This window comes from Brevibacillus brevis (assembly GCF_001039275.2).
Classification (GTDB): domain Bacteria; phylum Bacillota; class Bacilli; order Brevibacillales; family Brevibacillaceae; genus Brevibacillus; species Brevibacillus brevis_C.
The window spans coordinates 2,076,570-2,102,618 of the sequence record NZ_CP030117.1 but is presented as its reverse complement, the minus strand read 5'-3'; the positions used below and the strand labels follow the sequence as shown (position 1 = coordinate 2,102,618).

Genomic DNA, 26,049 nt, shown 5'->3' with positions numbered 1-26,049 from the left:
AGCGAAAAACGGACCTTCTTTTACGCAAAGGTCCGTTTTGTCATTCTTACTTTGTGTTTGATCGATCGTGAACTTGCTCCAGCACTTTAGGTGGAAACAGTTTTTGCAGACTGCTCTGGTAGTTGCTGCCGTCCTCGGGCATTTGGAAGTCCGTTACCCGATAATCATTTCCATTGTAGGCGATTTGAAAGACCATGGGTGCACTGATGGCGGAAGAGTTGCTACCCGTTATTTTCACCCAAGCGTATACGGTTCGTTTCGCAGCATCTGGCGCTTCCACACCGAGGAGCTCAACGCTTGTCTCGCGATGTTTTCCCAGCCACCCCAGCTTATCACTTTCTGTCTCCAAATACTGCTGAATGATAGGCCCGACCAGTTGACGGTTTGCGGGTGCTATCCCTTTTTTCACCTCGACAAAAACTTGTCCGAGATGTTTGCCTCCCGTTCTTACTTCCAGCTTCCATTTTCCCGGTTCTGGTAACACGATCCCTGAGGGAAAATGTCCATCTGCATCGTATAACGGGTCCATAACCTCGTAGCTGCCCAACGATAGACGGGTCCCATCGGTGTTGTAAGCAGCGATCTCTACTTCCTCTGCGTAGTCCCCATTCAACAGCCATATCACCCGCTGCGTCTGCCCTTCGTAGAAACCGTCCCGATCCGTCATGATGCGGACAGGCTTTTCTCCCAAATAAGAAAAGGATTGATTGTCGTAAGTGGATGTCAAAGAAGGCGACAGCTTCCACAAATCCGCTTCGACGATTTGTCCACCTGGTAACAAGGCGGGTACTTGTGTCTCTTGTTGGGAAGGTCTCACCTCATGCTGTGCAGATTGTCTCTCCTCCTGAATGGGAAGCCCGAACCACAATAGCAAGCTCATCGCCAGCAAAACGCCCGGCAAGGCTAGCTTCCTCCAGCCAGTCATCCACCCTGTCCCGGGCCTCACCCTCTGTCTCACTCGCTCTTCCATCGATGCAGTGAACTGTACATCACGAAAAATGGTCTGATCTGCCCGTTCCTTTAAGTCCGTGAGCCATCGGTTTTCGTCCATTCCCAGTCCCTCCCCTCTCCCATTCTCTGCCGAAGCTGCTGTCTGGCCCTATGCAACCGGGTTCTGACTGTTCCTTCCGTTACCCCAAGCACATCCGCCACCTCTCCGATGGATAAATCCGCATAGTAATGAAGGGCAATCACTTGACGATAGAGTGGAGGAAGCTGCAACACTTCTGCTACGAGCTGGTCCCTTTCGGCTTGATCGAGCACAAGACTTTCTGTAGAAAGCTCCCCATCCTGTCTAATCCACGAGCGGGGAAGGATATGACGAAACGACCAAGAACGCAAATAACCTTTGCACTCATTTACCGCGATTCTATACAACCACGTGTGCACACTGCTCTCCTGCCGAAATCGGGGAAGATGCCGATACACCTTGACGAATACATCCTGTGTAATATCCTCTGCCAAGCTGCGATCTTTAACCAGAAAAGTGACGAGTCGAAGCACGCGGGTCCCATACTCCCTCATGATTTGTTCAAACGCAGCATCTGTCGTTGGCTGCAATTTTTCCAAGGGCGCGACCTCCTTCACGTATGAAAATTTTCCGCAAAAACGCGGTCGCTCCTCCATGAAAAGACCTCGATCGAGGTTTTCTTACTGGTTAGATGCAGCAGCAGACGTTTTGTTACAAGGTGGTGGAAGAAATTTTTTTCGCCAAAATCGTCCAGCGAGTGGCTCCACCCGGTGTCCCGACAGGTTCAGCGAATGGATACCCACCATGCTGCCAACGATCCATATCATAGCCCGTGTCCGCTTGGCTCGGTTCGCAGTCTTGCTTGTGGAATACATTCTCTTTGCTATAGGTGACATGAAAGCCCAATCCTTCCAGTAACAGCTCAAGCTCTGTAGGCAAAAGCAGCGCCATCTCGCGCTCTACGCGATACCTCGGCTGCTCGATCTGATCCAGAAAAGTTTCATAAGTAAGCGTGTAGCGGAACTTTTGGTCCAAGAGCGAGGTTTCACCCTCTACCTTTTGATACACCATACGGTCCGGGAAAACGAATTTGCGTTGCATCGTTGTCCATTGATTTTTTACTGGCGGCAAGAGTAAATCAATGGCCACTGTTCCGTTCTCTGTTATGTAATCACGGATGACCGAAAGCAATTGACGTTGCTTGGCCCTACAGGTGGCCTGCTGAAAAATGCCTTCTGGAAGAAGCACATGCGTAAATTGCCGATCAAGCTCCAACTCCCACATATTTTGTTCTAGCAGCTCCAGCCGTTCTTCTTTTCCTTTCAACATGCGCCGTTTCTTTTTGGAGGCCATCTCCAGCATATCCGGGCTCCAATCGATCCCGCAGACGGACAAGTCATTCCGTGCCAGCTCAATGGCAATTCTCCCGGTTCCGACACCCAGCTCCAGCACGGAGACTGGTGATTGCTCCGCTTCTCCCAGCAACCAGTTTCGATAAAAAGCGATGCTGGCCTTCCCTGCAAACTGATCGTAATACGTAGCTTCTACGTTTGTGTACTTCGTTTCAGGAAGCGGCAAGTGCCGACCTTCCTCGTCCATCCCGCATTCGGTACACACAGAACCTGCTAAATGAGGAAAAGGCACCCCAGGCGGGACGCCATTTTTCGTATCACCCAGCCACTCATCGTAACGGAACTTGCATTTTTTGCAACTGTAAATAGTCATTATGCTTTAGATACCTCCTGAAGATTACTTACTTCCCCCAGACTGCAAGAGAGGGAGCTTGATATGACTCGGATACTGGCTGTCATGGTAGACACGTTGCGAGGCAATGACTGTCTCGGTTTCCGTTGCCAGATCGTTGCCTGTATTCGGATTGGGGAACGAGAAGTTCTCCGCGCCAGAAGTAACTGAGACACGAATGCGGTGACCTTTTCGGAAGACATTGGCGATCTTGGTCATGCGAATCTCATAGCATTCAATTTGTCCAGGGACAAGGAGCTCGGGCTCTTCGAATGAGTGCCGGTAGCGTGCGCATATAATCCCGTCCGATAGACGAATCGAATTGCCTTCCTCATCTACATCACACAGCCGAACCAACCAATCTGTATCCCGCGCTGAGCTGGCTGCATAGATAACGGCCGAGATTTCTCCCGCGATGACAACTTCCTCTTCCAATGGCTCTGATGTGTAGACAAGGACATCTGCCCGTTCTTCCACATCACGATAGTTTTCCGGAACGCTGTTTTCATTCTCGGACAAATCCAGCAGATACGGAGCTGCGTCTAGTGGATCATAGCTGTATGTATCGACCGGCTGTTCACCTGAGATAGAAAGGGTCAGTGTTCCATCTCCGCCACTCGTATTGGCGTTTCCCCCACTATTCAGATACAGATTCGTCAGCGTCACCTCCGCTGGTGGCCAAGTCTGCGAAGTCTTCCATTTGTTTTCTCCCACCATGTAGTACTCGACACGAGGCTCTTGATCGACGCCATTTTCCACTCCTTTTAAATAGCGGTCAAACCAGCGGAGCTGTGTCACATCCAGATCGTAGCGGATGGCGTTGTTTCCAAAGGGTACATGATGGATTTCTCGCGTCGTATTCGCCTTGTGATACCACGGCCCCAAGATGAGTCTGGCATGCTCTGGCACATTTCGAGAGATGACCTCCCACGATTCACTCGTCCCCATCCCGTTGTCGTCATACCAGCCTGATACGAGGAGAGCAGGCACCTTGACCTGATCCGCATGCCGTTTCCAGTCTGACATAGCCCAGAACTCGTCTCCGTCCGGATGCTCCATCCATTTTGTCCAAAACGGGATTTCTTTCCCTAGCACTTTTTGCGGGATTTCTTTGATCGGGCGTACCTTGATGACCTCACTCCAGTCATCCCGGGAAAGCGCCGCGACATTTCGCCGCTTCTCTGCCATCATGAAAATCCAAGACAGACCACCGAGAATCGTTCCCCCTTTGCGCGGGATGTCCACGTAAGGCGTTCCTACTGTCACATAGCTAAAAATCGCCTTCAGATGCGGATTGCCGCTCGCGGCCGCTGCCCATTGCACATACCCCACATACGAGCCTCCGAGCATCCCGATGTTGCCGTCTGACCACTCCTGGCTTGCAATCCAGTTTAGACTGTCGTCTCCATCATTGCGCTCGTGAACGAGTGGAATCCACTCTCCCTCGGAATCTTCTCGTCCCCGCGTATCCTGAACAACCAGTGCATATCCGCGAGCCACAAAGGGTAAACGGCGAAAAATGCCATCCAACCGTCCATAGGGAGTGCGCATGAAAATCGTTGGAACTCGCTGTCTTTCCGCCAAGCCCGCGGGCAGCCAAACCTCGGTAGCCAAACGAATGCCATCCCTCATCTCTACATCATGCCTACCCAAATGATGTACACCATAGGTAACTTCGGACAGCAACGGGTCCTGCCACATTGTAAGTGGAGTCAAATTCTCCCACCCTGTTTTTGCCAATACGACACTGTCTCCACGACCAGTCAGCACGAAAGCGATGACTTCGTTCTCACAAATGATCAAGTCAATTGGCTGCGCTGCTTCGCGCACGGCCCAGATCCACGCTTGCTTTTTCCCTGCGGGACCTGTTCCTTCGATGGATAGATGGCGTTGGTAATGCCCTCCGCTTTCCGGAAACACGACTTGTTCACTCTCCCAGTCGATTTGTTCCCATTCCGGTAGCTTTTGTGCCAAGGTGAGGAGAGGCAACTCGTAGGCTGCTTCCCCTTCAGTCAGTTGTACAAATAGACCGTCAGCCGCTCCACCCGTATCCCAACCTGTGCCCCGATGCCAAACTTCCCCATCCACAAAGCGTATATCAGCTACCTTGAGGCCAGATTGATAATAGCCAAAAGAGACTTGTTTGTACCCAGTCTGTACCATCCGTCATGCCTCCTGTATCTGATCTACTTCCACACTTCCTGATACACTCTGAGGAAATTACCACCCAAGATTCCTTCGATTTCTGCATCTGTGTACCCACGCTTCATCAGCTCACGCGTCATTTCCGGAAGTGACGCATGACCTTTTACTACATCAAATGGCATCTCTTTGGTTTTGGTAATCTTGTCCAAGGGCAAATATTTCGTCAAATCATCGCACAGATCTAGGCCCATACCAATGTGCCTTGCTCCGACAAGCTTCTTCATATAGTCAACATGATCAATCAGTCTCTCAATAGTTGCGTCAGCGCTGCTCGCCGCTGTGAACATGCTACACGCATTCAACCCGACCAGTCCGTCCTTTTCCGCAATCGCTTTGATCTGCTCATCTGTCAAGTTCCGCATCGTTGGCACGACTGTTCGGCTGTTGGAATGAGAAGCAATCACGGGCTTTTCAGCGATTTCCATCACATCCCAGAACCCTTCGTCATTCAAATGGCTCACATCGATAACGATGCCCAGCTTTTCCGCTTCCTCGATGAGACGCACACCGAAATCGGTGATGCCTCCTTTTTTCCCTTCGCGCACCGGTGCAAAAAAGCTGCCGTCCCCAACGAAGTTGCGCCGACTCCAAACCAGCCCCATCATCCGTACGCCGAGCTCATAAAAGACACGCAAGAGACTCAAATCGTTATGCAGCGGCTCTGCCCCTTCCAACGACAGAATGAACGATACTTTTTGTTCCGCTCTTGCCTGTTGCAAATCATCTAAATTTTTGGCGATGACGATGTGCTCGGGTGACTCTGCCGCCTCTGCATGCATAGCGCTGATCTGGTTGAGCGCCTTGCGCAGACTCATCTCCGGTACAAAAGCATCCTCTACAAACACCGCTGCCACGATGGAATGCACGCCCCCCTGCTGGAACCGTGGCAAATACTCCGTCTCGATCATTTTGGTTCGACCGTATCCACGCTGAATCTCCACATCCATCAGCAGATCAAAATGCCCATCCAGAACGTGAACACCGTCATGAAATTTGCGCGCCTGTTCTTTCGTTACTTCCGCCATTCGGGTCATCTCCCATCATGATTAATGATTCTTCGTATCGAGATAGAAATCGAATATATCCAACAAATTCGCGACGTATTGCACAGCTCCTTTGATCAATAAGAGATCCTTTTTATCCAACTGGTCAGCCTCGTAGCCCCGCTCGCTCGTCACATCCTGTCCCAGGCTTCTTATGCCGTCCGCTTAACAAAAAAGGACGCCGACCAGGCATCCTCTCTCCGCCACCCCTATCCGTTGACTCCACTCACGACCTTCTGGACAGATGGCTTCACACGGATCGCTTCCGAGTAGAAATACACATGCTTTTTGCCTGTAATGGGGTGCGTCGTCACTTCTGTCTCTACTCCGAAAACATCCAGGATCAGCTTGGGTGTCAAGACTTCCTCTGGCGTCCCTGATGTAACGATTTCCCCCTCACAGATCACGTACAGACGATCACAGTACATCGCAGCGATATTGAGATCATGCAACGAAGACAAGACTGTAATCCCCAGCGTTTTGACCAGATCCATCACCTGCAACTGGTATCGAACATCCAGATGATTCGTCGGTTCATCGAGGACAAGGAACTGGGCTTGCTGCACCAAAGCTCTAGCAATCAGCACCCGCTGCTTCTCCCCACCTGATAAACTGAAAAAGCTGCGATCAGCGTATGTATGCATCCCTACCCTCTGTAGTGCATCTTCACAAATCCGAACGTCCTCTGCGTTATCAGACTGAAATAGCCGCTTATGCGGAGCACGTCCCATATTCACGATTTCGGTTACCGAAAAATCGAATTCAACAGAGGACTCCTGCCGTACTGCCGCCATTCGCTGAGCGTTTTGACGTGAGGTTAACTTGTATACGTCGTCGCCATCAAGCGAGATCCATCCCGAACGTGGCTTCAATACGCGATAAATGCTTTTTAGCAACGTGGATTTTCCGCTGCCATTCGGCCCGATCAGCCCCACAAACTCTCCGGACCGCACCTCCAGACTAACATGGCGAAGGATTCCCTTTTTCTCCAGTTCGACCGATATATTCTCAACCAACAAATTCATCGTCCGCTACCTCCAAAGGAATAAGAACTCCGCAACATCAACCAGATAAAGAATGGACCTCCACACAGCGCTGTCAAAATACCAATCGGCAGTTCTTCCGGTGCAAATGCAAGTCTGGCGACTACATCGACCCAAATTAGAAATATCGCGCCAAACAATGCGCTGACAGGCAGGACACGTCTGTGATCTGATCCGACCATCACACGGACGATGTGGGGCATCATTAATCCGACAAAACCGATTGATCCCGCAATGGACACAATCACCCCCGTGAGTAGTGCCGTGATCACCAGGAGAAGCTTGCGGAATTGCACCGTATTAACCCCCAATGTCCCTGCTGACTCCTCGCCCATTAGCATCGCATTGAGCGAGCGGTATTGGGCCATTAAGACGATGAGGCAGATGACGACAATCAATGTCGGGATCGTCAGGTACTCCCATTTCCCCCCAGCCAGACTACCACTTAACCAAAACAGGACTGTCCCAATTCCATGCTCATTCGGCGCTGAAAAAACAAGGAGGCTGGTAATGGCCGACAAGATCGCAGATATCGCAATTCCAGCCATGAGCAGGCGTACCGTCGAGTTTTGTCCTCCAATACGGGATAGCGTAAAAATGAGAATGATTGACACAAGGGAGCCTGTAAAAGCGCCAAAGGATAGTGCATACTGCCCGTACATGCTGAATGCTCCGAATATAATCACCGAGGTAGCGCCAACCGAAGCACCTGAAGATACGCCTAATACATACGGGTCAGCCAGGGAGTTGCGAACCAACGACTGGATGGCTACTCCCACGACAGACAGACCTGCGCCGACGATCGCCCCCAAGAGAACACGTGGAAAGCGTATATCCCAAATAATCGTTTGCTCCCCTTTGGACCAATCCACCTCAATCCATTGGTTCAACATCGGAATTTTTGATAAGGAGATTTTCCATACCGTTGTCGGCTTAATCTCCACTGAACCCAAGGTAACTGCAAACGTAATGGAGAGGAAGAGTCCGACCAGTAGAGTAATGATGATATAAGGTAACTTGATCTGTTGCAGTGCTATTCCCTCCCTTAAAAGGGTCGTACTCTATTTAAATTTATCTGGGTAGAGTCCTTCCGCCAAAATTTTTAGCGCAATCGGTGCTCGAACGCCTTCAGAAGCCGCAGACAATGGTAATACCATTAGTCGTTGATTTTTAATTGCCGGGATATCCGCCAGTTCTTTTTTGTTCAAAAGGAAATTACGTTTTTGCTCGACGGTTCTATCACCGTAGTCAACGATAATAATCACGTCTGGATTGCGACTCACTACTTGTTCCCAACTGACCTCTGCCCAACCCTTTTGAATGTCATCAAAAATGTTCTTACCGCCAGCAGTCTTGATTAAGGACGTCATGTAGTTGTTGGCTGCTGTGAATGGTTTATCTTCCCCGTTGTCGTACACGAACACGTTAAGTGGCTCGTCCACCTTGCCAATTTTACTAAGCGTTTGGTCCATTTCACTCTTCATTTTATTGATCAAATCATTGGCTTTGTCTTCCACACGGAAAATGCGTCCAATATTCGTAATGTCTGCAAACACATCGTCGATAGTCGGGCCAGGCATGCTAGATGATGCTTGCAGATACGATTTGATGCCGACCTTTTCCAAGTCCTGCATAGATCCTACGCCCTTTTCGCCGAATCCGCTTTTCCATCCAGCGTACACGAAGTCTGGGTTGGCTGCCAGCAGCACTTCTTTCGTTGGATACTTATCAGACAGTACCGGAATCTTGTCGTAATCTGCTTTGAGCTCTGGAAGGATTTCATCGTCTAGGTAAGCGGTTCCGACCATTTTATCAGCCAGGCCCAGTGCCAGCATGATTTCGGTGACGTGTTGGTTCAATGTCACGGCACGCTCAGGTGCTGTTGGATAGGTCATTTCGATGCCATTATTGGTTAGTGTTACTGGCTTGCCCTCTGCTGCTGGAGTAGCCGTTTGTTCTGTTTTGGCTGGAGCCTGTGTTGTCGTAGAGGAGCCGCATGCCGAAACCAAAAGCATGGCAGCTGTCATGATACCGAAAGCTAGTCCTTTCATTACTGCATGTGTTTTGTATGCCTTAAACATCTGTCATCCCCTTTTCTGTATATATATGATGGGTTGAACCAAATCCTCCACAAAAAAAGCACCCCCCATTTCAATCGGGAGGTGCATGACAAACGTAGATATAGCGATAAGCAGGCGCAAAGGCGCCCGTTCATAGACTGCTTCCACATCTGCCCCATCCTCGTGGGTCGATTGTATATGCTCGCATGGCAGGTCTCCTGGCTTACGAATCAACACCCCCAGCTACCTTCCCATTTTTTGTCTCGCAAAAAACAGTGGCTATTCGCTGGGCGCTCCTCGTTACAGTGGCGGGACCGCGCCGGTTTCTCACCGGACTTCCCTTTTAAGCTGACGGCATATACCATCTAGCACCATTCGATACGTATTCAATTGTTACGATTTATTCATTCATTGATAGAAGTCAGTTTTTTCGGGAACTGCGTGAGAATTTCAACACCCGTCTCCGTAACTAATACATCGTCTTCAATCCGCACGCCGCCTACACCTGGCAGATAGATGCCCGGCTCGATCGTAAAGACCATCCCTGGACGAAGTACTTCTTGGTTCTGGCTGTGAACAGACGGATATTCATGTACATCCATCCCAAGTCCATGCCCCAGACGGTGCATGAAGTATTCTCCGTAACCTTTTGCGGTGATGACATCGCGCGCGGTTTTGTCCAAATGCGCAAAGGTCACACCCGGACGAATCTCAGCAATTGCCGCTTCGTTGGCAGCCAATACTGTCTCGTAAATTTCTTGAAGCTGGGCACTGATCTCGCCTACAGCAAAGGTACGGGTAATATCGGATACATATCCGTTCGCCGCTACTCCAATATCAAATAAAAGCAAGTCGCCTTCTTGCACTTGGCGCGTTCCTGGTTTCCCGTGTGGCAGTGCCGACTTCTCCCCTGCCAATACCATGGACGTAAAGGATGGACCTTCGGCACCCAAGCGCTTCATCTGGAATTCCAGCTCAGCTACGATTTCTGTCTCGGTCATGCCTGTCTTGACTTTTTTCAGGGTCTCCCGCAAGGAATCCTCGACCAACTGAACCGCGTGCTTCAGACGATCCACTTCATCCGCGGATTTGATCAAACGCATCTCACGCAGTGGCTCTTCTACATCTACATAGCTCGACGCCAGAACAACCTGTCCAAGTGCTTCATAGCGCTCGACAGTCATATGACTTTTCTCAATACCCAGCTTCGTCAAGTTCGCTGGCAACACTTGCTTGAGGATTTCATACGGGTTTTGGATATCCGTATGTGTATGGATATCTTGAACGAACGAAGCCTCTGCCGCTGCCTCACGATCAAGAGCAGGTACAATTAAAGAAGGTTTTCCCTCCGCAGGAATAACGAGACCCATAAAACGTTCATGCGGGTCTGTAAAAAATCCGGTCAAATAGTAGACGTGCTTGGGAGAGGTAATCAACACCGCGTTCAGCTCTTGCTCTGTCAAAAACGTGTGGAGCTTCGAAATGCGCTCTTGAAACAACTTCTTCACCCTGCTTTCACCAATTATTCTATTGCGAGAATACCACTTCCCCATCAAAAAAAGAAGACTTCAATTGAAAAATCTACTTCGTATCGGACAACCTAAGGGTGGGGTGAAAACGAAAATGGAACAAATACTCGTCCATCAGGATGGCAAGCAGTTTGCTTTTCACATATCAGGGAAAGGCCAGCCGCTATTGTGTATTCATGCACCATGCATCGGCTCCATCAATTTTGTTTATCAGCAAACACTCGCAGATACATATCAGCTCATTGTCCCTGATCTGCCCGGCCATGGCGACAGTTCACCGATGGAGAAGCCCTTTTCCATTGGGGAGCTGACAGAACGGCTCCATAAACTTGTCGGGTCACTCGGCATTGAACGTCCCTTTATTTTGGGGTACTCCCAAGGTGCTTCTATCGCCCTTGAATACTGTCTTCGCTATCCTGATCATGTACAAGGCGGAATTCTCGCGAGTGGTTTTTCCGAAGTGAATGACCTGTATTTGCATGGACGATTTTGGGTGGCACAGGCGTTGTCGATGCTTCACGGCGTTCCTCTTCTTGCCCGTTCAATTGCTTCCTCCCATGTCGATGACCCAGAAATGCGGGAGAAATGGACGGCCCACGCCTCCAAAACAGATCCCAACAGCTTAAAGTACCTTTACGCTGCGGGACATCGTTATCAGTGTACGGAGCGTCTGGGCAACATCCAGCTACCGATTTTACTTGCCTATGGCAAACAAGATCAACGGATGCACCATTATGCGCAAATGCTTACCATGAAATTGCCAAAAATAAAACTCGAGATGATCCCTAACGTGAAGCATCAAGTCATCACGAAAGCTGCTCCTGTTTTCAATCAGTTGTGCCGCACCTTCATGGAAAAAGGTTAAGGATAAAGAAAAAGACAGAAGGACGGGCAACTCCAGCTCCTTCTGTCTTTTTACAATTTAACTAGCTCTTCATCCGCGGGTCGAGTGCATCGCGCAAACCGTCCCCAATTAAGTTAAAGCCGAGAACTGTCAGCATGATAGAGAGCCCTGGAAAAATAACAGTCCATGGTGCTTTCTGAATGTACTGACGTGAATCAGCGAGCATTTTTCCCCATTCCGGTTCTGGCGCTTGTGCTCCCAGTCCAAGAAAGCCAAGTGCTGCTGCTTCGATTATCGCTGTGGCGATCCCCATCGTCCCTGTCACAATGATTGGTGCGAGGCTGTTCGGCAAAATATGCTGCATGATAATCCGGGAATTTTTCATCCCGATTGCCCGTGCGGCCATGACGAATTCTTCTTCCTTCAAACTCAATACGCGGGCGCGCACCAAGCGTCCAAATGTCGGAATGTTAATAATCGCAATCGCAATCAAGGCATTTTGCAAAGAAGGCCCCAAGATGGCAACGACAGCGATTGCCAAAAGAATACTTGGAAACGCAAGCATAATATCAAAGAGACGCGAAATGATTGTATCAATCCATCTGCCATAATATCCTGCCACAAGACCGAGCAAGGTCCCTGCGAGAACGGAGCCAATGACAGAGAACGTCCCTACCCACAAGGAGATTTGTGCCCCATAAATAACGCGACTAAACACATCACGACCATTGTAATCTGTTCCAAACCAATGCTCTTCGGAAGGTGGTTTGTTTTTCATTACTAGCTTACCTTCGTCGTACGGATACGGCGCAATCCATGGAGCTAATACCGCCACAACAATGAAAAACAAAATAATCCCGAAGCCCACCAGCGCCAGCTTGTTTTTTCGTAGCGTCCTCCATGCATCCTTCCAAGGAGAGACTACTTCTTCTTGCTTCACTTTTAAAGGTACTACCTGATCTTGTGGTTGTAATTGTGGTTGTGCCATGTCTCTTCGTCCCTCCTTAGCGATATTTGATGCGTGGATCGATATAGGCGTACAGAAGGTCGACCAAGAGGTTGATCAGGACGAAAATCGTCGCGATCACAAGGATACCGGATTGGATAACCGGATAGTCACGGTTTCCAATGGCGGTTACAATATAACGACCGACACCTGGCCATCCGAAGATCGTTTCTGTCAAAACAGCTCCACCCAACAGCAACCCTGTTTGCAATCCAATTACCGTCAAGACAGGGATCATCGCATTTTTCAGCGCATGCTTGTACACGACCCAAAACTGCGTCAGCCCTTTTGCACGAGCGGTTCTGACATAGTCGGCACGCATGACTTCCAGCATGCTTGAACGAGTGATGCGTGCAATGATCGCCATCGGAATCGTACCTAACGCAATTCCTGGCAGGATCAAATGCTTGATGACTTCCCAAAGCTGATCCCACTGACCAGCGATCATCGTATCCAGTATATAAAAGTGCGTAATGGCCTCTACGGGATTACGCGAATCGTCGCGACCAACTGATGGCAGCCATTTCAGTTCTTGGGCAAACACCCACTGCTCCATCAAACCTAACCAAAAAATTGGCATGGATACACCAACCAAGGCGATCAACATCGCACAGTAGTCAAACCAGGAGTTTTGCTTCCACGCAGAAAGAATCCCTGCATTTACACCGATAAACACAGCAATAAGCATACTCACAATCGTAAGTTCAGTCGTCGCCGCCAAATAAGGCAAGATTTCATCTGAAATCGGCGCATTCGTTTGCAATGATTCCCCAAGATTGCCGCTCAAAATATCTTTCATATAATCGAAATACTGTATGTACCACGGATTATTCAAACCCAATGCCTCTCGTATGTCTGCAATCGCTTGTGGTGTTGCCTTTTCTCCCAAAATCGTCAAAGCCGGATCACCAGGGATGGCACGAATAATGGAAAAAACGATGATTGACATGCCCACTAAGACAGGAATGAGCATTAAAATTCTTCGAATGCTGTAAGCTAGCAATGCCATCTCCTCGCCTTCCTGCATAAAATTATCGCCAAATGAATGAAAGAAGGGTAAGAAGAGGTATGCACTCCTCTTACCCAATTACTATGAATCAGCTTACTTGAAATCTACCTTTTCCAAACTTTCAGATCCTTTTGGATGCGGGTTGTAGTCTACGATATTCGCTTTTCCTGCCAATGCTGGTGTAGAGTGTGCCAGCGGAACCATTGGCACATCTTTGAAGATGATCTCTTGTACTTGTTTGTACAGTTTTTCGCGCTCTGCTTGGTCTGGAGTGGACTGAGCCTTCATCATCAATTGAGAAGCTTCGTCGTTTGCCCAGCGTGTATAGTTGTTGCTACCAATGCTGTTTTTGTCGAGCAAGACGGCCAGGAAGTTGTCAGGGTCGCCATTGTCACCTGTCCAACCAAGCATAAACATTTCTTGCTCACCCAAACGAGTCTTTTCCAAATACGTTGCCCATTCCATCGTCACGATCTCAGCATCAACCCCGATTTTCTTCAGGTCTTGCTGGATTGCTTCTGCAATCTTCACACCTTCTGGCATGTACGGACGTGGAACTGGCATTGCCCAGAACTTGATTTTAAAGCCGTTTGGATGTCCTGCTTCCGCCAGCAATTGTTTTGCTTTATCGAGGTTAAACTCACGATCTTTAATATCGTTGTTATGTCCCCACATGGTTTTTGGCATTGGATTGACTGCTGGTTCTCCAACTCCATCGAAGAAGGCTGTTACGATTTCAGGTTTGTTAATTGCATAAGCAATGGCTTCACGAACTTTTGGATTGTCGAGTGGCTTCTTCTCTACGTTAAAGCCGATGTATCCAATGTTATTAGTAGGGCGCAGGAAGAGTTGCAGGTCTTTGTTGTCTTTTACTGCCGGGATATCATCTGTGTTCAGACCATCCATCAAGTCGATCTCACCAGAAGCCAAAGCAGTCAGACGTGCCGTGTTTTCCGGAATAACCTTGAACACCAATTTATCCAGCTTCGGATATCCTGGGCTCCAGTAATCAGGGTTTTTCTCGAGCGTGATCGTGTCATTACGCTTCCACTCTACGAATTTGAAAGGCCCTGTACCGATTGGATGCTCATTGAATTTCTTAACATCTTTTTTCAATGCCTCAGGCGAACCAATCGCGAAAGGAGACATTGCCAGGTTGGCAAGGAATGGAGCCAATGGGCGAGTCAAGGTGAATTTTACAGTGGTTGGATCGACTGCTTCCACGGATTTGATGACGTGATTCGCGTCACCCTTGTATCCACCGAATTGGCTGATGTAATACTCGAAGCCCTCTGGTGAATGTTGTGGATGGCTCTTGTCGCTCCAGCGCTCAAAGTTGTATTTGACCGCCTCTGCATTGAAATCCGTTCCATCGTGAAACTTTACGCCTGATCTCAGTTTCAGCGTATAAACGAGACCATCAGGAGTTACTTCCCATTTCTCAGCCAGCGATGGAGCGAGCTCTGTTGAGCCATCCGCGAAGCCAATCAATGTATCCATAATGTTCTCTGTTACCTTAAATGTCTCACCATCTGTTTGCGTGATTGGGTCAAGCCCTTTTGTGTCTGCACCGCGACCAACGATTAATTGCTTCGGTCCAGTTTTTGCAGGCTCAGTAGCAGGTGCCGGAGTTTCTGTCTTTGGTTGTTCTGCCGGCGCTTGTGTTGTTGACGTGCTAGAGCATCCAGCAATCAGCATGGCCAGCGCTACTAGGCTGGTCATGGTTGCGGAGAGAACTCTCTTCTTCATGAAAACATCCCCCTTTTTCTAATAATGGTCGCATGTTCCTTTTTGGTAGATGGTCGGTCGATACAATACCTCCTGCTTTGCATCCCCCCTTTACAAGACTCCCTTTTGTCGATTAGGACTTGTATAAGTGACAAGCAACAAAGTGACCGTCGCCTGTGTCCGCAAATTCTGGACGCACAGTACGACACTCCTCTGTTACATGGGGACACCTCGTATGGAATGTACAGCCACTTGGAGGTTTTGCAGGGCTCGGCACATCTCCCTGGAGGATAACTCTTTCACGTACCGCATCAGGGTCTGGTGAAGGTACCGCCGACAATAGCGCTTTCGTGTACGGATGGAGCGGATTGGAATACAATTGGCTACTTGTCGTCAGCTCGACAATTCGGCCAAGGTACATCACGCCTACCCGATCACTGATATGACGCACGACACTCAAATCGTGGGCAATGAACAAGTATGTAAGGCCGAATTCGCGTTGCAAATCCTGCATGAGATTGAGCACCTGCGACTGAATGGATACGTCCAGTGCAGACACAGGCTCATCCGCAACGATCAGTTTGGGCTTGAGCATCAGCGCTCTCGCAATGCCGATCCGCTGCCTCTGTCCTCCGCTAAATTGATGCGGATAGCGGCTCGCGTGATAGCTGCTCAGACCAACGATCTCCAGCATTTCCTGCACACGCTTTTTTCGCTCTGCCGAAGAACCCAAACCATGTACAATCAAAGGCTCTTCCAAAATTTTTTCAATATTATGTCTAGGGTTAAGTGAAGCAAACGGGTCCTGAAAGACAATTTGCATGTCACGTCGCATCTTTCTCATCGCATCTGTGGAAAGCGACATGACATCTGTACCGTCAAAGTTGATTTCACCGGAGGTCGGTTCAATCAGTCGCAGCAAGGAACGTCCCGTCGTGGACTTTCCACAGCCGCTCTCACCTACCAGCCCCAAAGTTTCTCCACTTTTAACGGTAAACGAAACATCATCTACCGCCTTTACTACGCCTACTTCCCCTCCAAGAACACCGCCTGTGATTGGGTAGTATTTTTTCAAATTTTTTACGATCAGAAGATCTTCAGCCACCTGCATGCTCCTCTCGGGTTATTCGGTCAGCCAGCAGCGGGAAAGGTGATTGTCCCCTACCACTTTTAATTCTGGCATCTCACTGCGGCATCGGTCTGATACTTTATCGCATCTAGGTGCAAAGCGGCATCCGACAGTAAGCGAACCCGGAATCGGGACGTTGCCTGGAATCGAATAGAGACGCTCCTGTGATCCTTCGAGCTTGGGCAACGAATTCAACAAGCCGATCGTATAAGGATGCTTTGGATTTTTTAAGATCGTACGAACATCGCCTTGTTCAATCACGTTTCCTGCGTACATCACCACGACGCGGTGACACATTTCCGCAACGACCCCAAGATCGTGGGTAATGAGGAGAATGGCTGTGTCTGCTTCCCGGTTTAGTTGACGCATCAGGTCCAAAATCTGCGCTTGAATCGTCACGTCGAGCGCTGTAGTAGGCTCGTCTGCAATCAAAAGCTCCGGATTACAAGCCATTGCCATCGCAATCATGACGCGCTGTCGCATGCCCCCGGAAAGCTGGTGCGGGTATTCATCAACGATGGCTTCCGCTCGAGGAATTCCGACTTTTTTCAACATCTCAATGGCACGTGCTCTTGCGTCCTTTTTGCTCGCCTTCGTATGTAATCGGACTGATTCTCCTATCTGGTCTCCAATCGTAAACACCGGATTTAATGACGTCATCGGCTCCTGAAAGATCATCGCAATTTCATTCCCGCGGATGTCTCTCATACGCTTTTCGTCGACAGATACGAGGTCCTCCCCCTTGAATTTAATCGAACCTCCCACGATTCTCCCTGGGGGATTGGGTACTAGCTTCATAACGGAAAGGGAGGTAACGCTCTTTCCACAGCCGGATTCGCCTACGATACCGACTACTTCTCCTTTTTGTACCGTGATCGTCACGCCATCAACGGCAGGGATTTGGCCGCGGTCCGTGAAAAAGTGCGTTTGCAGGTTTTCGATTTGTAGGACAGGATGTGACACGTGGCTCACCTCTCTCACCGATATATACTTCCAAAATAGACCTTTCAGTAGACATTATGACATTTATTCAATTTTTTCGCAACACAATAAATTCAAACTATTATCTCTTTACTGATTAAAAAGAATATTTCACTCTCGTTTGAAAATTATCTACAAGAATTTTATGATAGCCCTTTCATTGTTGATGTAGCCTCACTTGCACTGTTTGAGCAGATCGAATGAAGCAACTGTGGTCACATGCAAAAGACCCGCCTGTACGGGTCTTTTGTCACTGGGGCTTTCTGCACCCCTTCTTTTTGCGCATAAACCATTTTCACGGTTCAAAAAAACTCCCAACCCAATCGACAAAACTCTGCGCCCCACTTTTAATGCTTCCACCTAAAGTCAAACCAATCCGACTGACGTAGTTGACCATTTCCTTCGGGTTGGCAGTTTGAACTTGCTTGCCCATAACCGCGATCTCCACTTGCCCTTGATCCACTTTTTTGATGGAAAAGGTTTGAGCCTGCCCCTCAGGCACTCCACTCACCTTGGATATTCCACGCTCAGCCGTTTGCAATCCCAGAACTACCCCGACCAGCAAGATGATTAACAGTCCAGTCAGCTTCATCGTCACGTTCATGCCCGTCACCTCTTTGCAGGCTCGTCAGAAACTGTTTTGCCTACTTTTTCAGCTTGCTGATAATAGGCTGCGAAAACATCAGCCAATGCTTCTGCCGTATTCTTGCTTTCCTGCACGCTGTTTTCCGTACCACCTATTTCTATTAACAGACTTCCCGGGGAGAGGGACTGATTATACTCGCCATGATCCGTTTTTGCGCCTTTTTCCATCACGCCACGTGAAAGCTCTGGGTACATTTTTTCCATCAACTCATGAAGCTCTGTTGCAAACGCCTCATTTTTTTCGTAGCTTTTGTTTCTTTTTCCGATGACGAACAATACTCTTCCATACGTTTTTCCTTTGATCGTGACCGTCGTGCGCTCTCGTGGCGCCGTGTCTCGATGCAGATCGAAAAAGTAGTACAGTTCCTTGTTTTTCTCCGTTGCGGATTTGACTACTTGCAAAGATTCCGCGTAGGAGAAGGAGTAATGCATTTTTTTGTTCAACAGCTGCTGATAGATGTCGTCGGTGCTCACATCCGAACCAATTCCTCTGTCATTCAACGCTTCTGATAAATGCTTGCTGATTAACGATATATTTCTCGTAGGATGATCGACGGAGGTTCCCACCGGCTTCGTCTCACTAAACCACGATTCCCGATTGTGCGAGTTGTAGACGTAAACGATTTTTTTGCCGTCCGTGATTGAATTGGGGACAGGAGCTGGCTTTGTTTCGCCTGACTTCGTGGTATCCTCCGGCTTTGGCTCTACGATCGGAACTACTTGCGATTGATCCGCTACCTGTCTCGGATGGGCGGGATATTCCAAATAAAAATCTGCGAGAGAAGCTCCTTTTCCCTGTACGACAAACCTGGCATCCTCTGTCGTTACCATCCCAGGGAGCTCCCTGCCTAGCAAGCTACGCAAGTCTCCCGGCTGTATATTGGTTGCCAAGCGAAAGAGAAAACCCGTTACGCTATTCGTGCGATCATCAGCCTGTGCTTGCACCGTTTCGGACAAAACAGGAATCTCCTGCCCCATCCACCCCAAAATCGCCAGACTGGAAATATGAGAAGCGGCCTGTTGAATGGCGGAGGAAGAAATTGCGATTCGGTTCCCGCCGAGCGAAAGCACTCCTGTCATGACAAACAGGAAGGCAGTTATAAAGGAAAGAACAACGAATTGGCGTTGAATGAGGGTCGCCATCTGTCTCACTCCTCTAGCTGTAGCATGGTTGCACGTAGGGAGAACTTCCCCTCGCGCTTGTCTATGCTTTAGCTTATGAGGCTCATAGAGACGATAGAACCCTTTTCTAGCTTTTCTCTCTCACTCTAGCTTTTCGTGACTTAGTGGGTATATGATCCGCTATTGTCTTCATTTACGGCACTGTGCAAGGCGCGATTCAGACCTGTTGCGATCACATTCGCCACGCCTTCAATAAAATCATCAATTTCTTTTGGAGTGACAACCAGATCCTGTCCCAGCGGTCGGAGGACCTCATGAATCAATTGCCGTTTCTCTTCTTCTGGCAGTGAACCTACCAATCCCATGAATGTCTTGCGGGATTCCAAGTCAGGCAAATCCTCTTCCGTATACGGTTCCTTACGCTCCGGCAGCGTACTCAATGCCAGTTTGTTAAACGCCCGCTTGCTCTCCACCATCGATTGTCCAAAATGCCCTAGCAAGTACGTAATCGCATCATTTACAATCGTGGAGGCAAAAACGACCGTAGGCACTCCTATAGCAATCACAGGCACACCAAGTGTCGCCTGATCAATCGCTTTCCGCTTGTTTCCGACCCCTGATCCGGGATGAATCCCTGTATCCGATATTTGAATCGTCGTGTTGACCCGATGCAGAGCGCGTGACGCAAGAGCATCAATACAGATGACAAAATCGGGTTTGCTTTTTTCTACGACACCAAAAATGATCTCACTTGTTTCTATCCCCGTAATCCCAAGGACACCCGGTGATAGCGCACTGACTTCCCGATACCCTTCCCCGACGGTTTCAGGCGCTAGAGTATACAGATGGCGTGTAATCAACAAATTTTCTACAACCATCGGTCCAAGCGCATCCGGGGTCACATTCCAGTTGCCGAGACCAACGACGAGAGCCTTTTTGTCCTCTGTGATTCCCAGTTGTTTGAGAAACATCGCAAATTCGACGGAAAATCGTTTGGCTACCTGCTCCTCAATCGATGTATCATTATCCCGCAGCTTTGGCACTTCAATCGTGAGGTAATGCCCCGGGAGCTTGCCGATTTCCTTCCCCGCTTCCTCTGTTTCCACATGTAATCTCGTTACTTTCACATTGGGCTCGCTGTCGTCAGCTTGCAGCCAAACGCCCCCAATATCACTCTGGTTTTGCTGCTGGGCAAGCTCATGAGCCTCCAAGGCCAAATCCGTACGAATGGAATAACCAGATAAATCAATGTTATGTGCCATGTTATCAGCTCCTTTGATCCGAAGTGAAAAAAGTACTGACCATTTTGTTCCTGCTACTAGCTTGCTTGAATCCTTCATTTTTATTCCGAATCCTTTCTTGCAAATGGGTTCGCCCCATGCTAGAATTACTTTGTTGTATGACTGTATGTCTATGGTCGTATTAAGGAGGTGACACACATGCCAAACATTAAATCCGCGATTAAACGCACCAAAACAATCGAAAAGCGTCGCGCACACCGTGCTTCTCAAAAGTCTGATCTGCGTACTTCCATCAAGAACTTTGAGAAAGCTGTCGCTGCTTCCGATGTAGCATTGGCGAAATCTACTCTTCTGGTGGCTGTGAAAAAGCTGGACAAGGCCGCTTCGAAAGGTCTCATTCATAAAAACGCAGCAAACCGTCAAAAGTCTCGTTTGATGAAAAAGCTTAACGTTCTGAGCGCTCCTGTAGCGTAAGAGACCAAGCACAAAAAACCCCGTGAACATCGTGTTCTAGGGGTTTTTTACTGTAAAAAAACGTCACGACCGTTTTGTTCGTTCGTCATGTGCACGTGCAATGAATAATTCGAGGGCGAGACGCTTGTCCACTTGCCCTGACTTCATCCGAAAATCTTCTTCCGCCAAAATGCCCAGCAGTTTTTTCAACGACTCCTCAGAAAAATGACGCGCTTGCTCCATTGCTTTTTTCACCGCGTAGGGATGCATTTTAATCATGCCTGCCATCTGTTGCTGCGAATAACCGCGCGGAGCCAATTGCTTGACATGCAACAGCATGCGGAACTGCCTCGCCAAGAGAGCCAGCAGCTTGATCGGCTCCTCTCCTGTTTTCATGCAGTCATACATCATCCTGAGTGCCTTGTCCAATCTCCCCGAAGCGACCTGTTCAATCAACGCGAATACATCCTGCTCTAGCGTACGCGCTCCAAGCAGCTCAATGACGTCATCCGTGATGCTTTCACCCACCCCGACAAACAGGGCCATCTTTTCGATTTCCTTGTTCAGAAGGCGCAACTCGGCTCCCACTCGCTCCACAAGCTTCATGGCTTGCTGACGATCGATTTTCGCCTCGTATTTACCTGCTTGCCGCTCTACCCAGCCATATAAATCTCCGTCTTTTAACAACGGAAAAGGGATCACTTTCGCCTTTTGCTGCAGCGTTTTGACCAGCTTTTTTCGTTCATCGAGCTTGTCGGCTTCTGTATGTAAAATAAGTGTGGTGTAGGGGGGCGGATTTTGCAAATAATCGAGCAGAGCATCCGGGTCGCTTTCTACCTTAGTCGAAGGCTTGCTTCCTGTTAAAAAGTAGGCTTGTCTGGCAATCACCAATCGATGCTCACCCATAAACGGCAAGGTTTCCGCATCTTGCAGAATTTCACTCAATCCTGTTTCGGTACAATCATACACACTCATATTCAAATCCATAAATTCTGGATCAACCATTTCTTTACGAGCCAACGCCAAAAAATCTTCGGCCAGAAAAGACTCCGGACCATATAAAACGTAGATCGGCGAGAATTGTTTTTGCCGTATTTCGCGAATAGCCGATAGGAGTGGCATACCTTTTCTCCCCTTTCCTTCTTCTTACCTGCGTTATTATAGCACATGTTGAACAGAGCAAAGCGAAAAAAAACCGCCACCAGTGAATCGGTAGCGGTTTTTTCATCCGTTGGCACCTCTATGTAAACGTTTAGGGAAAAGCCCCGGGATTCCTCCTCCCCAAACGGTAAGCAGGGGGTGCTTGATAATGTACTATACGCAAAATCCCCGCAAGCGGTGCCAGTCCATACGCGGAAAAAAGTTAGTCGTTGTCATTATCTTTATCTTTTTTCTTATCTTTATTTTTTCCCTTGTCTTTCTCCTCTTGCTTGTCCCCGCCGTCGTCCTTATCGTCATTAGCAGGTTCTTTGTCTTCTCTGTCCGGATTCTCTTCCAGTCCGATCGGCCATACCGGTGGCTTATCATCTGTATATACTGGCGTTGGAGGTACTGGCTTCTTTTGTGGTGGCGTCGTATTCGTTTTCTTCGGTGGCGGTGTTTGCTTTTGAACGTTCTTTGCCGGTGGTTTTTTACTCTTCGTCTGTGTAGCCGATCCAGTAGACTTTTTTGTCTTGTCCTCTTCCTCTTTAGAATTCGATGGTATTGGATTATTGCTTGGAGGAGTAGGTGCATCTGGCCCAAGGACTTTGGGTGGTTCCACGACCGCTGGTGTCATATCCGTTCCGTTCTGGAACGAATCGACTTCATGCTTCTTGCCATCACCGCCCGAAAACAGCATGCCAACCAATAAGCTTGCAGCGACGGCCGTACTGCCAAGACTAGCCATCCACACTTTCATCCGCTTCCACTTTTTTGATTCCGGCAGTGAAGACGACTCGCGCTTAACTTCCAGAGTGGGCAGGATTTCCTCGTTCACCGTAGATTTCACCGCAGCAGGCTTTGCAGCGGCTGACTCCAGCTTGGGCAGGATAGAATCTACGATGCTGAACGGAGGTACGACAGGGGGCAGATGTTCTAATTGTTGTGACACATCTTTCAAACGGTTGTACATAAGCTGCAGATCAGCATCTTTCTGGATCAAACGCTGGAGCAGTTGCTGCTCTGACTCCAACAGATCTCCATCCAGATCCCGCTGCATGAGTTCAAAAATCTCTTCGTTGGTCATCAACCGATCCCCCCTTTCTGGTAGTCGTACAACAGCTCCTGTAACTGTTGCCTAGCCCGAAATAAATACGACTTTACCGTGTTAAGCGGCAAATCTAGTGCCTCCGCTATTTCTTGATAGGACAAATCCTCTAGATAGCGGAGTACTACAACCATCCGGTATTGCTTTGGCAATCTTCCGATGGCTTCCTGGATGTCATTCGACAGCCCGGTGAGAAGGATTTCTTCTTCTACGTTGTTACGATCAGGAATGATCAACTCGTGCTCGTCAATTGAGACCGTTTCCTTCTTCGCGCGAAATTTATCCATACAGACGTTGCTGACAATGCGTTGTACCCAGGTAGAGAACTTTGCTTTTTCCTGATAGGTATCCAACTTTCGATAAATTCGAATGAGGACTTCCTGGGAGGCATCAAGCGCGTCTTGTTCGTTCCCTAGAATGTAATAAGCGCTTCGGTAAACGGAGGTCTCAATAGATCGAAGCAGTTCGACTAGCGCGTCATGATCCCCGGATTGCGCCATCCTGATCAACTCTGCTTCATGCATATTCTCTTCTCCCCCCTACAGACGGTTCGCTCATTGAAAAAGTTGCAAACAGATTATGTATCCAATATTTGGGCCTGCCAATATAATCCCGCAGGTGTAATCACCAGCGTAATCGCTCCATGAACATCAGTCCTGTACACGACGGAACCCGATTTTTTTAAGCGATGCAGTACTTCGGACGATGGATGCCCGTACCGATTTTTCACCCCGGCAGAGATTACAGCAACTTTTGGTGCTGTAACTGCAAGGAGCTCTTCGTTGCTCGAGGTATTGCTCCCATGATGGGCTACTTTCAAAACATCCACAGATGTCAAACCGTTTTGAACAAGCTGACCTTCCCCATCCTTTTCAATGTCACCCGTAAACAATACAGTCTTGTTGAAAGCCGTTAGCTGGAGTACTACGGAAGCATCATTTCCTGAGAAGGTCGATTCACCCGGGTGCAGCCACTTCCACTCGATTCCCGGCCCATCTGACCATGATTGACCCGGGAGCCCGGTTAGTATCGGAACTCCTTCTTGTCGAAAAAGCTGGACAATCTCGCCCTCCAATTTGGAAGGTGCTGTTCCATTCACCAATACCTCTCCAAAAGAAAAATGAGAAATCAGCGATTTTAATCCCCCGATGTGATCCAGATCGCCATGCGTCATGATAACACGATCGATTTTCTCAATTCCTCTGGACATCAGAAACGGCAGAACGACGTCTTTCCCCACCTCAAATGGATCACGCTTTTCCATCCATGGTTCAGCAGCAGGGAACTGCATTGTCCCACCTGCATCCATTAAGTATACCTTCTGATCACCAATTTCGACAACGATGGAATCCCCTTGTCCGACATCAAGGAAGGTAATTCGCACTTCTTCGACTCCTGAAAACGGCTGTCTAGCCGCTACAATGAACAAGAGAAATATAACGAAAGTAAGCATTATATCACGCTTTCGATGATAGCCAAGCTTCCATAAAATGGGCAGAACACCTAAAAAGCAGGTATACAAAACAAGCCACCACCACGAAGGATGCGGCCAATATGTGAAGGGGAGCCTCATTTTTTCAATGGCAAACAGCGGGAGATGAATCCATTTCAGCATAGCCGTCGATACCCAAACAGGGATCACGGCCAAAAACGGGTGGACGAAATCGAGGACAACCGCAATATACCCGAACGGTAGTGCTATAGCCGAGAGAATCGGCGTCACTACCAAATTGACCAGCCAAGACACAGGTGAAAACAAATGAAAATGGTAGATGAGAAACAGAAAAGAAACGAGCTGAGCTGACAAAGTAACCGCCACAAGTGTACGAATCCAGACGGGTACCCGAACAAACACTTGCAAGCTGTATGGCACAAAAATAATCAGACCAAGTGTCACCGCAAAGGAAAGCTGAAAACCGACATGCCATAGCTGATATGGATTCACCACCAGCATCAGAATCAGTGCACCTGCCCAGACGTCCTTGCCGTCCAGCCTCTTTCCAAATACTTGACAGAGAAGACCTACACTCCCCATCAGCCCAGATCGGATCGCGGACGCGCTGGCTCCCACCAGAAGCACATACCCGATCAAGAACAAAATCGTTACGACAAACGCCAGTCTGCGTCTGATTCCAATCCGTTCCAAACACCACATAAACATGGAGCTAACCATTGTCACATGCAAACCAGAAATCGCGAGGATATGACTTAAGCCCAAATTCGAATACATGGACGCAAGCTCAGGATTCACCTCTTGTCCAAGACCAAGCAGCAGCGACTTCATGTAACCCGCTATTTCTGGATCTGTAAATAATGCTTCAATTCGCTTGGCACCTGAGTCCTGCCATTCTTGAAAGCTCGCCGTCACAGAAAAAACAGGTGTCATATCAACCGCTTGATAGTTTGTTTCCCCTGTGACATGGACACCTTGCCAATACAAATAGCTGGCGTAGTCGAAGGCATGAGGATTGCGCGCAGAAGCTGGTAAGGATAGTTGGATCGGAGCCACGATCACACTACCACGTCTCCACTGCTCTATTTGTGATGCTTCTTGGAAAGAACCAAGCTTAACACGAAGCGCAATTTTTTCGAGAGACTGATGCTCGTTCTGATCAGACTGATTTTCACCCCAGGATGTGATCGTGACAAAAAATCGCGCTACATCCCCGTCCCGTTTCACAGGTGAATCAATGACACCTTCTATCCAAATCCTCTGCTCCTTTTGTGCCAATGGTTTCACTTCTGAGGTGTGGAGATTCTCGTACCCATAAAAAAAGAGACCTGCTAGAATAGTAATCAGTGAGTAGCATGCAACATATTTGCGATACGGTAACGGGATACAAGCAACGAGTGCCCATGATACGCCTGCAGCCAACAGTAGCCAAGCAGGATGCAAATAGGCGGAGGAAATGAGGCCGATCATCATCACTAAGCTTGCTATCCAAACTGACACTGCAATCCCCCCATCTTGTTCTTTCATGAACCGTTTTGTCGAACGATTCATGGTCTCCTTAGGGAGTATATCTAACCGAATGGGGACAAAAATAGAG

23 protein-coding genes and 1 riboswitch are annotated in these 26,049 nt (G+C 48.6%); of the genes, 2 read left to right on the top strand and 21 right to left on the bottom strand.

Annotated features, from left to right (window positions below; genetic code table 11):
* Window positions 1-46: 46 nt before the first annotated feature.
* The 9 genes from AB432_RS10650 to AB432_RS10610 all read right to left on the bottom strand — a co-directional run bounded on the left by AB432_RS10650 (window position 47) and on the right by AB432_RS10610 (window position 10,563).
* A complete protein-coding gene (locus tag AB432_RS10650; protein ID WP_048032259.1) occupies window positions 47-1,051 on the bottom strand; it encodes a hypothetical protein in 1,005 nt (334 codons plus the stop codon).
* On the bottom strand, window positions 1,021-1,569 hold the full coding sequence (locus AB432_RS10645; protein WP_048032258.1) for a sigma-70 family RNA polymerase sigma factor: 549 nt from the start codon (window positions 1,567-1,569) through the stop codon (window positions 1,021-1,023). Before AB432_RS10645 ends, AB432_RS10650 begins: the two co-directional genes overlap by 31 nt.
* Before the next feature lie 112 nt (window positions 1,570-1,681).
* The gene (locus AB432_RS10640) at window positions 1,682-2,695 is read right to left on the bottom strand and encodes a methyltransferase domain-containing protein (RefSeq protein ID WP_048032257.1); all 1,014 of its coding nucleotides are present in this window, start codon (window positions 2,693-2,695) and stop codon (window positions 1,682-1,684) included.
* A 24-nt stretch (window positions 2,696-2,719) separates the two neighbouring features.
* Entirely contained in the window at window positions 2,720-4,876 is a 2,157-nt protein-coding gene (locus AB432_RS10635; protein WP_048032256.1) for a CocE/NonD family hydrolase, read from the bottom strand.
* Between the two features lie 23 nt (window positions 4,877-4,899).
* Window positions 4,900-5,943: a dipeptidase gene (locus tag AB432_RS10630; protein ID WP_048032255.1), complete on the bottom strand. Its 1,044-nt coding sequence runs from the start codon at window positions 5,941-5,943 to the stop codon at window positions 4,900-4,902.
* 227 nt (window positions 5,944-6,170) lie between these two features.
* Window positions 6,171-6,986 (bottom strand): ABC transporter ATP-binding protein, encoded by an 816-nt coding sequence (locus AB432_RS10625; RefSeq protein WP_048032254.1) that lies wholly within the window; start codon window positions 6,984-6,986, stop codon window positions 6,171-6,173.
* Entirely contained in the window at window positions 6,983-7,996 is a 1,014-nt protein-coding gene (locus AB432_RS10620; RefSeq protein ID WP_048032253.1) for a FecCD family ABC transporter permease, read from the bottom strand. Before AB432_RS10620 ends, AB432_RS10625 begins: the two co-directional genes overlap by 4 nt.
* 69 nt (window positions 7,997-8,065) lie before the next feature.
* Window positions 8,066-9,085, bottom strand: a complete 1,020-nt coding sequence (locus tag AB432_RS10615; RefSeq protein ID WP_048032252.1) for an ABC transporter substrate-binding protein — start codon at window positions 9,083-9,085, stop codon at window positions 8,066-8,068.
* A gap of 169 nt (window positions 9,086-9,254) precedes the next feature.
* Window positions 9,255-9,455, bottom strand: a riboswitch (cobalamin riboswitch).
* Window positions 9,456-9,468: 13 nt separating this feature from the next.
* Window positions 9,469-10,563 carry a M24 family metallopeptidase gene (locus AB432_RS10610; RefSeq protein ID WP_235617733.1) on the bottom strand — a complete coding sequence of 365 codons (1,095 nt, stop codon included), beginning with the start codon at window positions 10,561-10,563 and terminating at the stop codon, window positions 9,469-9,471.
* 124 nt (window positions 10,564-10,687) lie between these two features.
* On the opposite strand from AB432_RS10610, the gene AB432_RS10605 reads away from it, so the two are divergent.
* Entirely contained in the window at window positions 10,688-11,458 is a 771-nt protein-coding gene (locus AB432_RS10605) for an alpha/beta fold hydrolase (RefSeq protein ID WP_048035757.1), read from the top strand.
* A 61-nt stretch (window positions 11,459-11,519) separates the two neighbouring features.
* Here AB432_RS10605 and AB432_RS10600 read toward each other — a convergent pair whose 3' ends face one another.
* The 8 genes from AB432_RS10600 to gpr all read right to left on the bottom strand — a co-directional run bounded on the left by AB432_RS10600 (window position 11,520) and on the right by gpr (window position 20,319).
* Window positions 11,520-12,425, bottom strand: a complete 906-nt coding sequence (locus tag AB432_RS10600; RefSeq protein ID WP_048032250.1) for an ABC transporter permease — start codon at window positions 12,423-12,425, stop codon at window positions 11,520-11,522.
* A 16-nt stretch (window positions 12,426-12,441) separates the two neighbouring features.
* Window positions 12,442-13,452 carry an ABC transporter permease gene (locus tag AB432_RS10595; protein WP_082195900.1) on the bottom strand — a complete coding sequence of 337 codons (1,011 nt, stop codon included), beginning with the start codon at window positions 13,450-13,452 and terminating at the stop codon, window positions 12,442-12,444.
* Between the two features lie 93 nt (window positions 13,453-13,545).
* The gene (locus tag AB432_RS10590) at window positions 13,546-15,201 is read right to left on the bottom strand and encodes an ABC transporter substrate-binding protein (RefSeq protein WP_048032249.1); all 1,656 of its coding nucleotides are present in this window, start codon (window positions 15,199-15,201) and stop codon (window positions 13,546-13,548) included.
* A gap of 112 nt (window positions 15,202-15,313) precedes the next feature.
* The gene (locus AB432_RS10585) at window positions 15,314-16,285 is read right to left on the bottom strand and encodes an ABC transporter ATP-binding protein (protein ID WP_048032248.1); all 972 of its coding nucleotides are present in this window, start codon (window positions 16,283-16,285) and stop codon (window positions 15,314-15,316) included.
* Window positions 16,286-16,303: 18 nt separating this feature from the next.
* Window positions 16,304-17,272: an ABC transporter ATP-binding protein gene (locus AB432_RS10580; RefSeq protein WP_017247685.1), complete on the bottom strand. Its 969-nt coding sequence runs from the start codon at window positions 17,270-17,272 to the stop codon at window positions 16,304-16,306.
* A gap of 313 nt (window positions 17,273-17,585) precedes the next feature.
* On the bottom strand, window positions 17,586-17,894 hold the full coding sequence (locus AB432_RS10575; protein WP_007727739.1) for a YqxA family protein: 309 nt from the start codon (window positions 17,892-17,894) through the stop codon (window positions 17,586-17,588).
* A 5-nt stretch (window positions 17,895-17,899) separates the two neighbouring features.
* Entirely contained in the window at window positions 17,900-19,078 is a 1,179-nt protein-coding gene (gene spoIIP / locus AB432_RS10570; RefSeq protein ID WP_048032247.1) for a stage II sporulation protein P, read from the bottom strand.
* 140 nt (window positions 19,079-19,218) lie between these two features.
* Window positions 19,219-20,319: a GPR endopeptidase gene (gene gpr / locus AB432_RS10565; protein WP_048032246.1), complete on the bottom strand. Its 1,101-nt coding sequence runs from the start codon at window positions 20,317-20,319 to the stop codon at window positions 19,219-19,221.
* Window positions 20,320-20,496: 177 nt separating this feature from the next.
* Here gpr and rpsT point away from each other — a divergent pair, with 177 nt between their 5' ends.
* Window positions 20,497-20,772 (top strand): 30S ribosomal protein S20, encoded by a 276-nt coding sequence (gene rpsT, locus AB432_RS10560; RefSeq protein WP_012685714.1) that lies wholly within the window; start codon window positions 20,497-20,499, stop codon window positions 20,770-20,772.
* Window positions 20,773-20,835: 63 nt separating this feature from the next.
* Here the strand turns inward: rpsT and holA are convergent, their stop codons facing one another.
* The 4 genes from holA to AB432_RS10540 all read right to left on the bottom strand — a co-directional run bounded on the left by holA (window position 20,836) and on the right by AB432_RS10540 (window position 25,979).
* On the bottom strand, window positions 20,836-21,873 hold the full coding sequence (gene holA, locus AB432_RS10555; protein ID WP_048032245.1) for a DNA polymerase III subunit delta: 1,038 nt from the start codon (window positions 21,871-21,873) through the stop codon (window positions 20,836-20,838).
* Window positions 21,874-22,114: 241 nt separating this feature from the next.
* Window positions 22,115-22,978 (bottom strand): anti-sigma factor family protein, encoded by an 864-nt coding sequence (locus AB432_RS10550; protein WP_048032244.1) that lies wholly within the window; start codon window positions 22,976-22,978, stop codon window positions 22,115-22,117.
* On the bottom strand, window positions 22,978-23,523 hold the full coding sequence (locus AB432_RS10545; protein ID WP_012685711.1) for an RNA polymerase sigma factor: 546 nt from the start codon (window positions 23,521-23,523) through the stop codon (window positions 22,978-22,980). The genes AB432_RS10550 and AB432_RS10545 overlap by 1 nt, the downstream gene beginning before the upstream one ends.
* A 53-nt stretch (window positions 23,524-23,576) precedes the next feature.
* Entirely contained in the window at window positions 23,577-25,979 is a 2,403-nt protein-coding gene (locus tag AB432_RS10540; RefSeq protein WP_048032243.1) for a DNA internalization-related competence protein ComEC/Rec2, read from the bottom strand.
* Window positions 25,980-26,049 lie beyond the last annotated feature (70 nt).

Excerpts from the sequence above, each read along its gene's own strand:
- gpr (WP_048032246.1), bottom strand. The coding sequence starts at position 20,319 with ATGGCACATAACATTGATTTATCTGGTTATTCCATTCGTACGGATTTG.
- AB432_RS10575 (WP_007727739.1), bottom strand. The coding sequence starts at position 17,894 with ATGAACGTGACGATGAAGCTGACTGGACTGTTAATCATCTTGCTGGTC.
- AB432_RS10550 (WP_048032244.1), bottom strand. The coding sequence starts at position 22,978 with ATGACCAACGAAGAGATTTTTGAACTCATGCAGCGGGATCTGGATGGA.
- rpsT (WP_012685714.1), top strand. The coding sequence starts at position 20,497 with ATGCCAAACATTAAATCCGCGATTAAACGCACCAAAACAATCGAAAAG.
- AB432_RS10640 (WP_048032257.1), bottom strand. The coding sequence starts at position 2,695 with ATGACTATTTACAGTTGCAAAAAATGCAAGTTCCGTTACGATGAGTGG.
- AB432_RS10630 (WP_048032255.1), bottom strand. The coding sequence starts at position 5,943 with ATGGCGGAAGTAACGAAAGAACAGGCGCGCAAATTTCATGACGGTGTT.
- AB432_RS10545 (WP_012685711.1), bottom strand. The coding sequence starts at position 23,523 with ATGCATGAAGCAGAGTTGATCAGGATGGCGCAATCCGGGGATCATGAC.
- AB432_RS10635 (WP_048032256.1), bottom strand. The coding sequence starts at position 4,876 with ATGGTACAGACTGGGTACAAACAAGTCTCTTTTGGCTATTATCAATCT.
- holA (WP_048032245.1), bottom strand. The coding sequence starts at position 21,873 with ATGCCACTCCTATCGGCTATTCGCGAAATACGGCAAAAACAATTCTCG.
- AB432_RS10615 (WP_048032252.1), bottom strand. The coding sequence starts at position 9,085 with ATGTTTAAGGCATACAAAACACATGCAGTAATGAAAGGACTAGCTTTC.
- AB432_RS10650 (WP_048032259.1), bottom strand. The coding sequence starts at position 1,051 with ATGGACGAAAACCGATGGCTCACGGACTTAAAGGAACGGGCAGATCAG.
- spoIIP (WP_048032247.1), bottom strand. The coding sequence starts at position 19,078 with ATGGCGACCCTCATTCAACGCCAATTCGTTGTTCTTTCCTTTATAACT.
- AB432_RS10625 (WP_048032254.1), bottom strand. The coding sequence starts at position 6,986 with ATGAATTTGTTGGTTGAGAATATATCGGTCGAACTGGAGAAAAAGGGA.
- AB432_RS10605 (WP_048035757.1), top strand. The coding sequence starts at position 10,688 with ATGGAACAAATACTCGTCCATCAGGATGGCAAGCAGTTTGCTTTTCAC.
- AB432_RS10595 (WP_082195900.1), bottom strand. The coding sequence starts at position 13,452 with ATGGCATTGCTAGCTTACAGCATTCGAAGAATTTTAATGCTCATTCCT.
- AB432_RS10600 (WP_048032250.1), bottom strand. The coding sequence starts at position 12,425 with ATGGCACAACCACAATTACAACCACAAGATCAGGTAGTACCTTTAAAA.
- AB432_RS10540 (WP_048032243.1), bottom strand. The coding sequence starts at position 25,979 with ATGAAAGAACAAGATGGGGGGATTGCAGTGTCAGTTTGGATAGCAAGC.
- AB432_RS10590 (WP_048032249.1), bottom strand. The coding sequence starts at position 15,201 with ATGAAGAAGAGAGTTCTCTCCGCAACCATGACCAGCCTAGTAGCGCTG.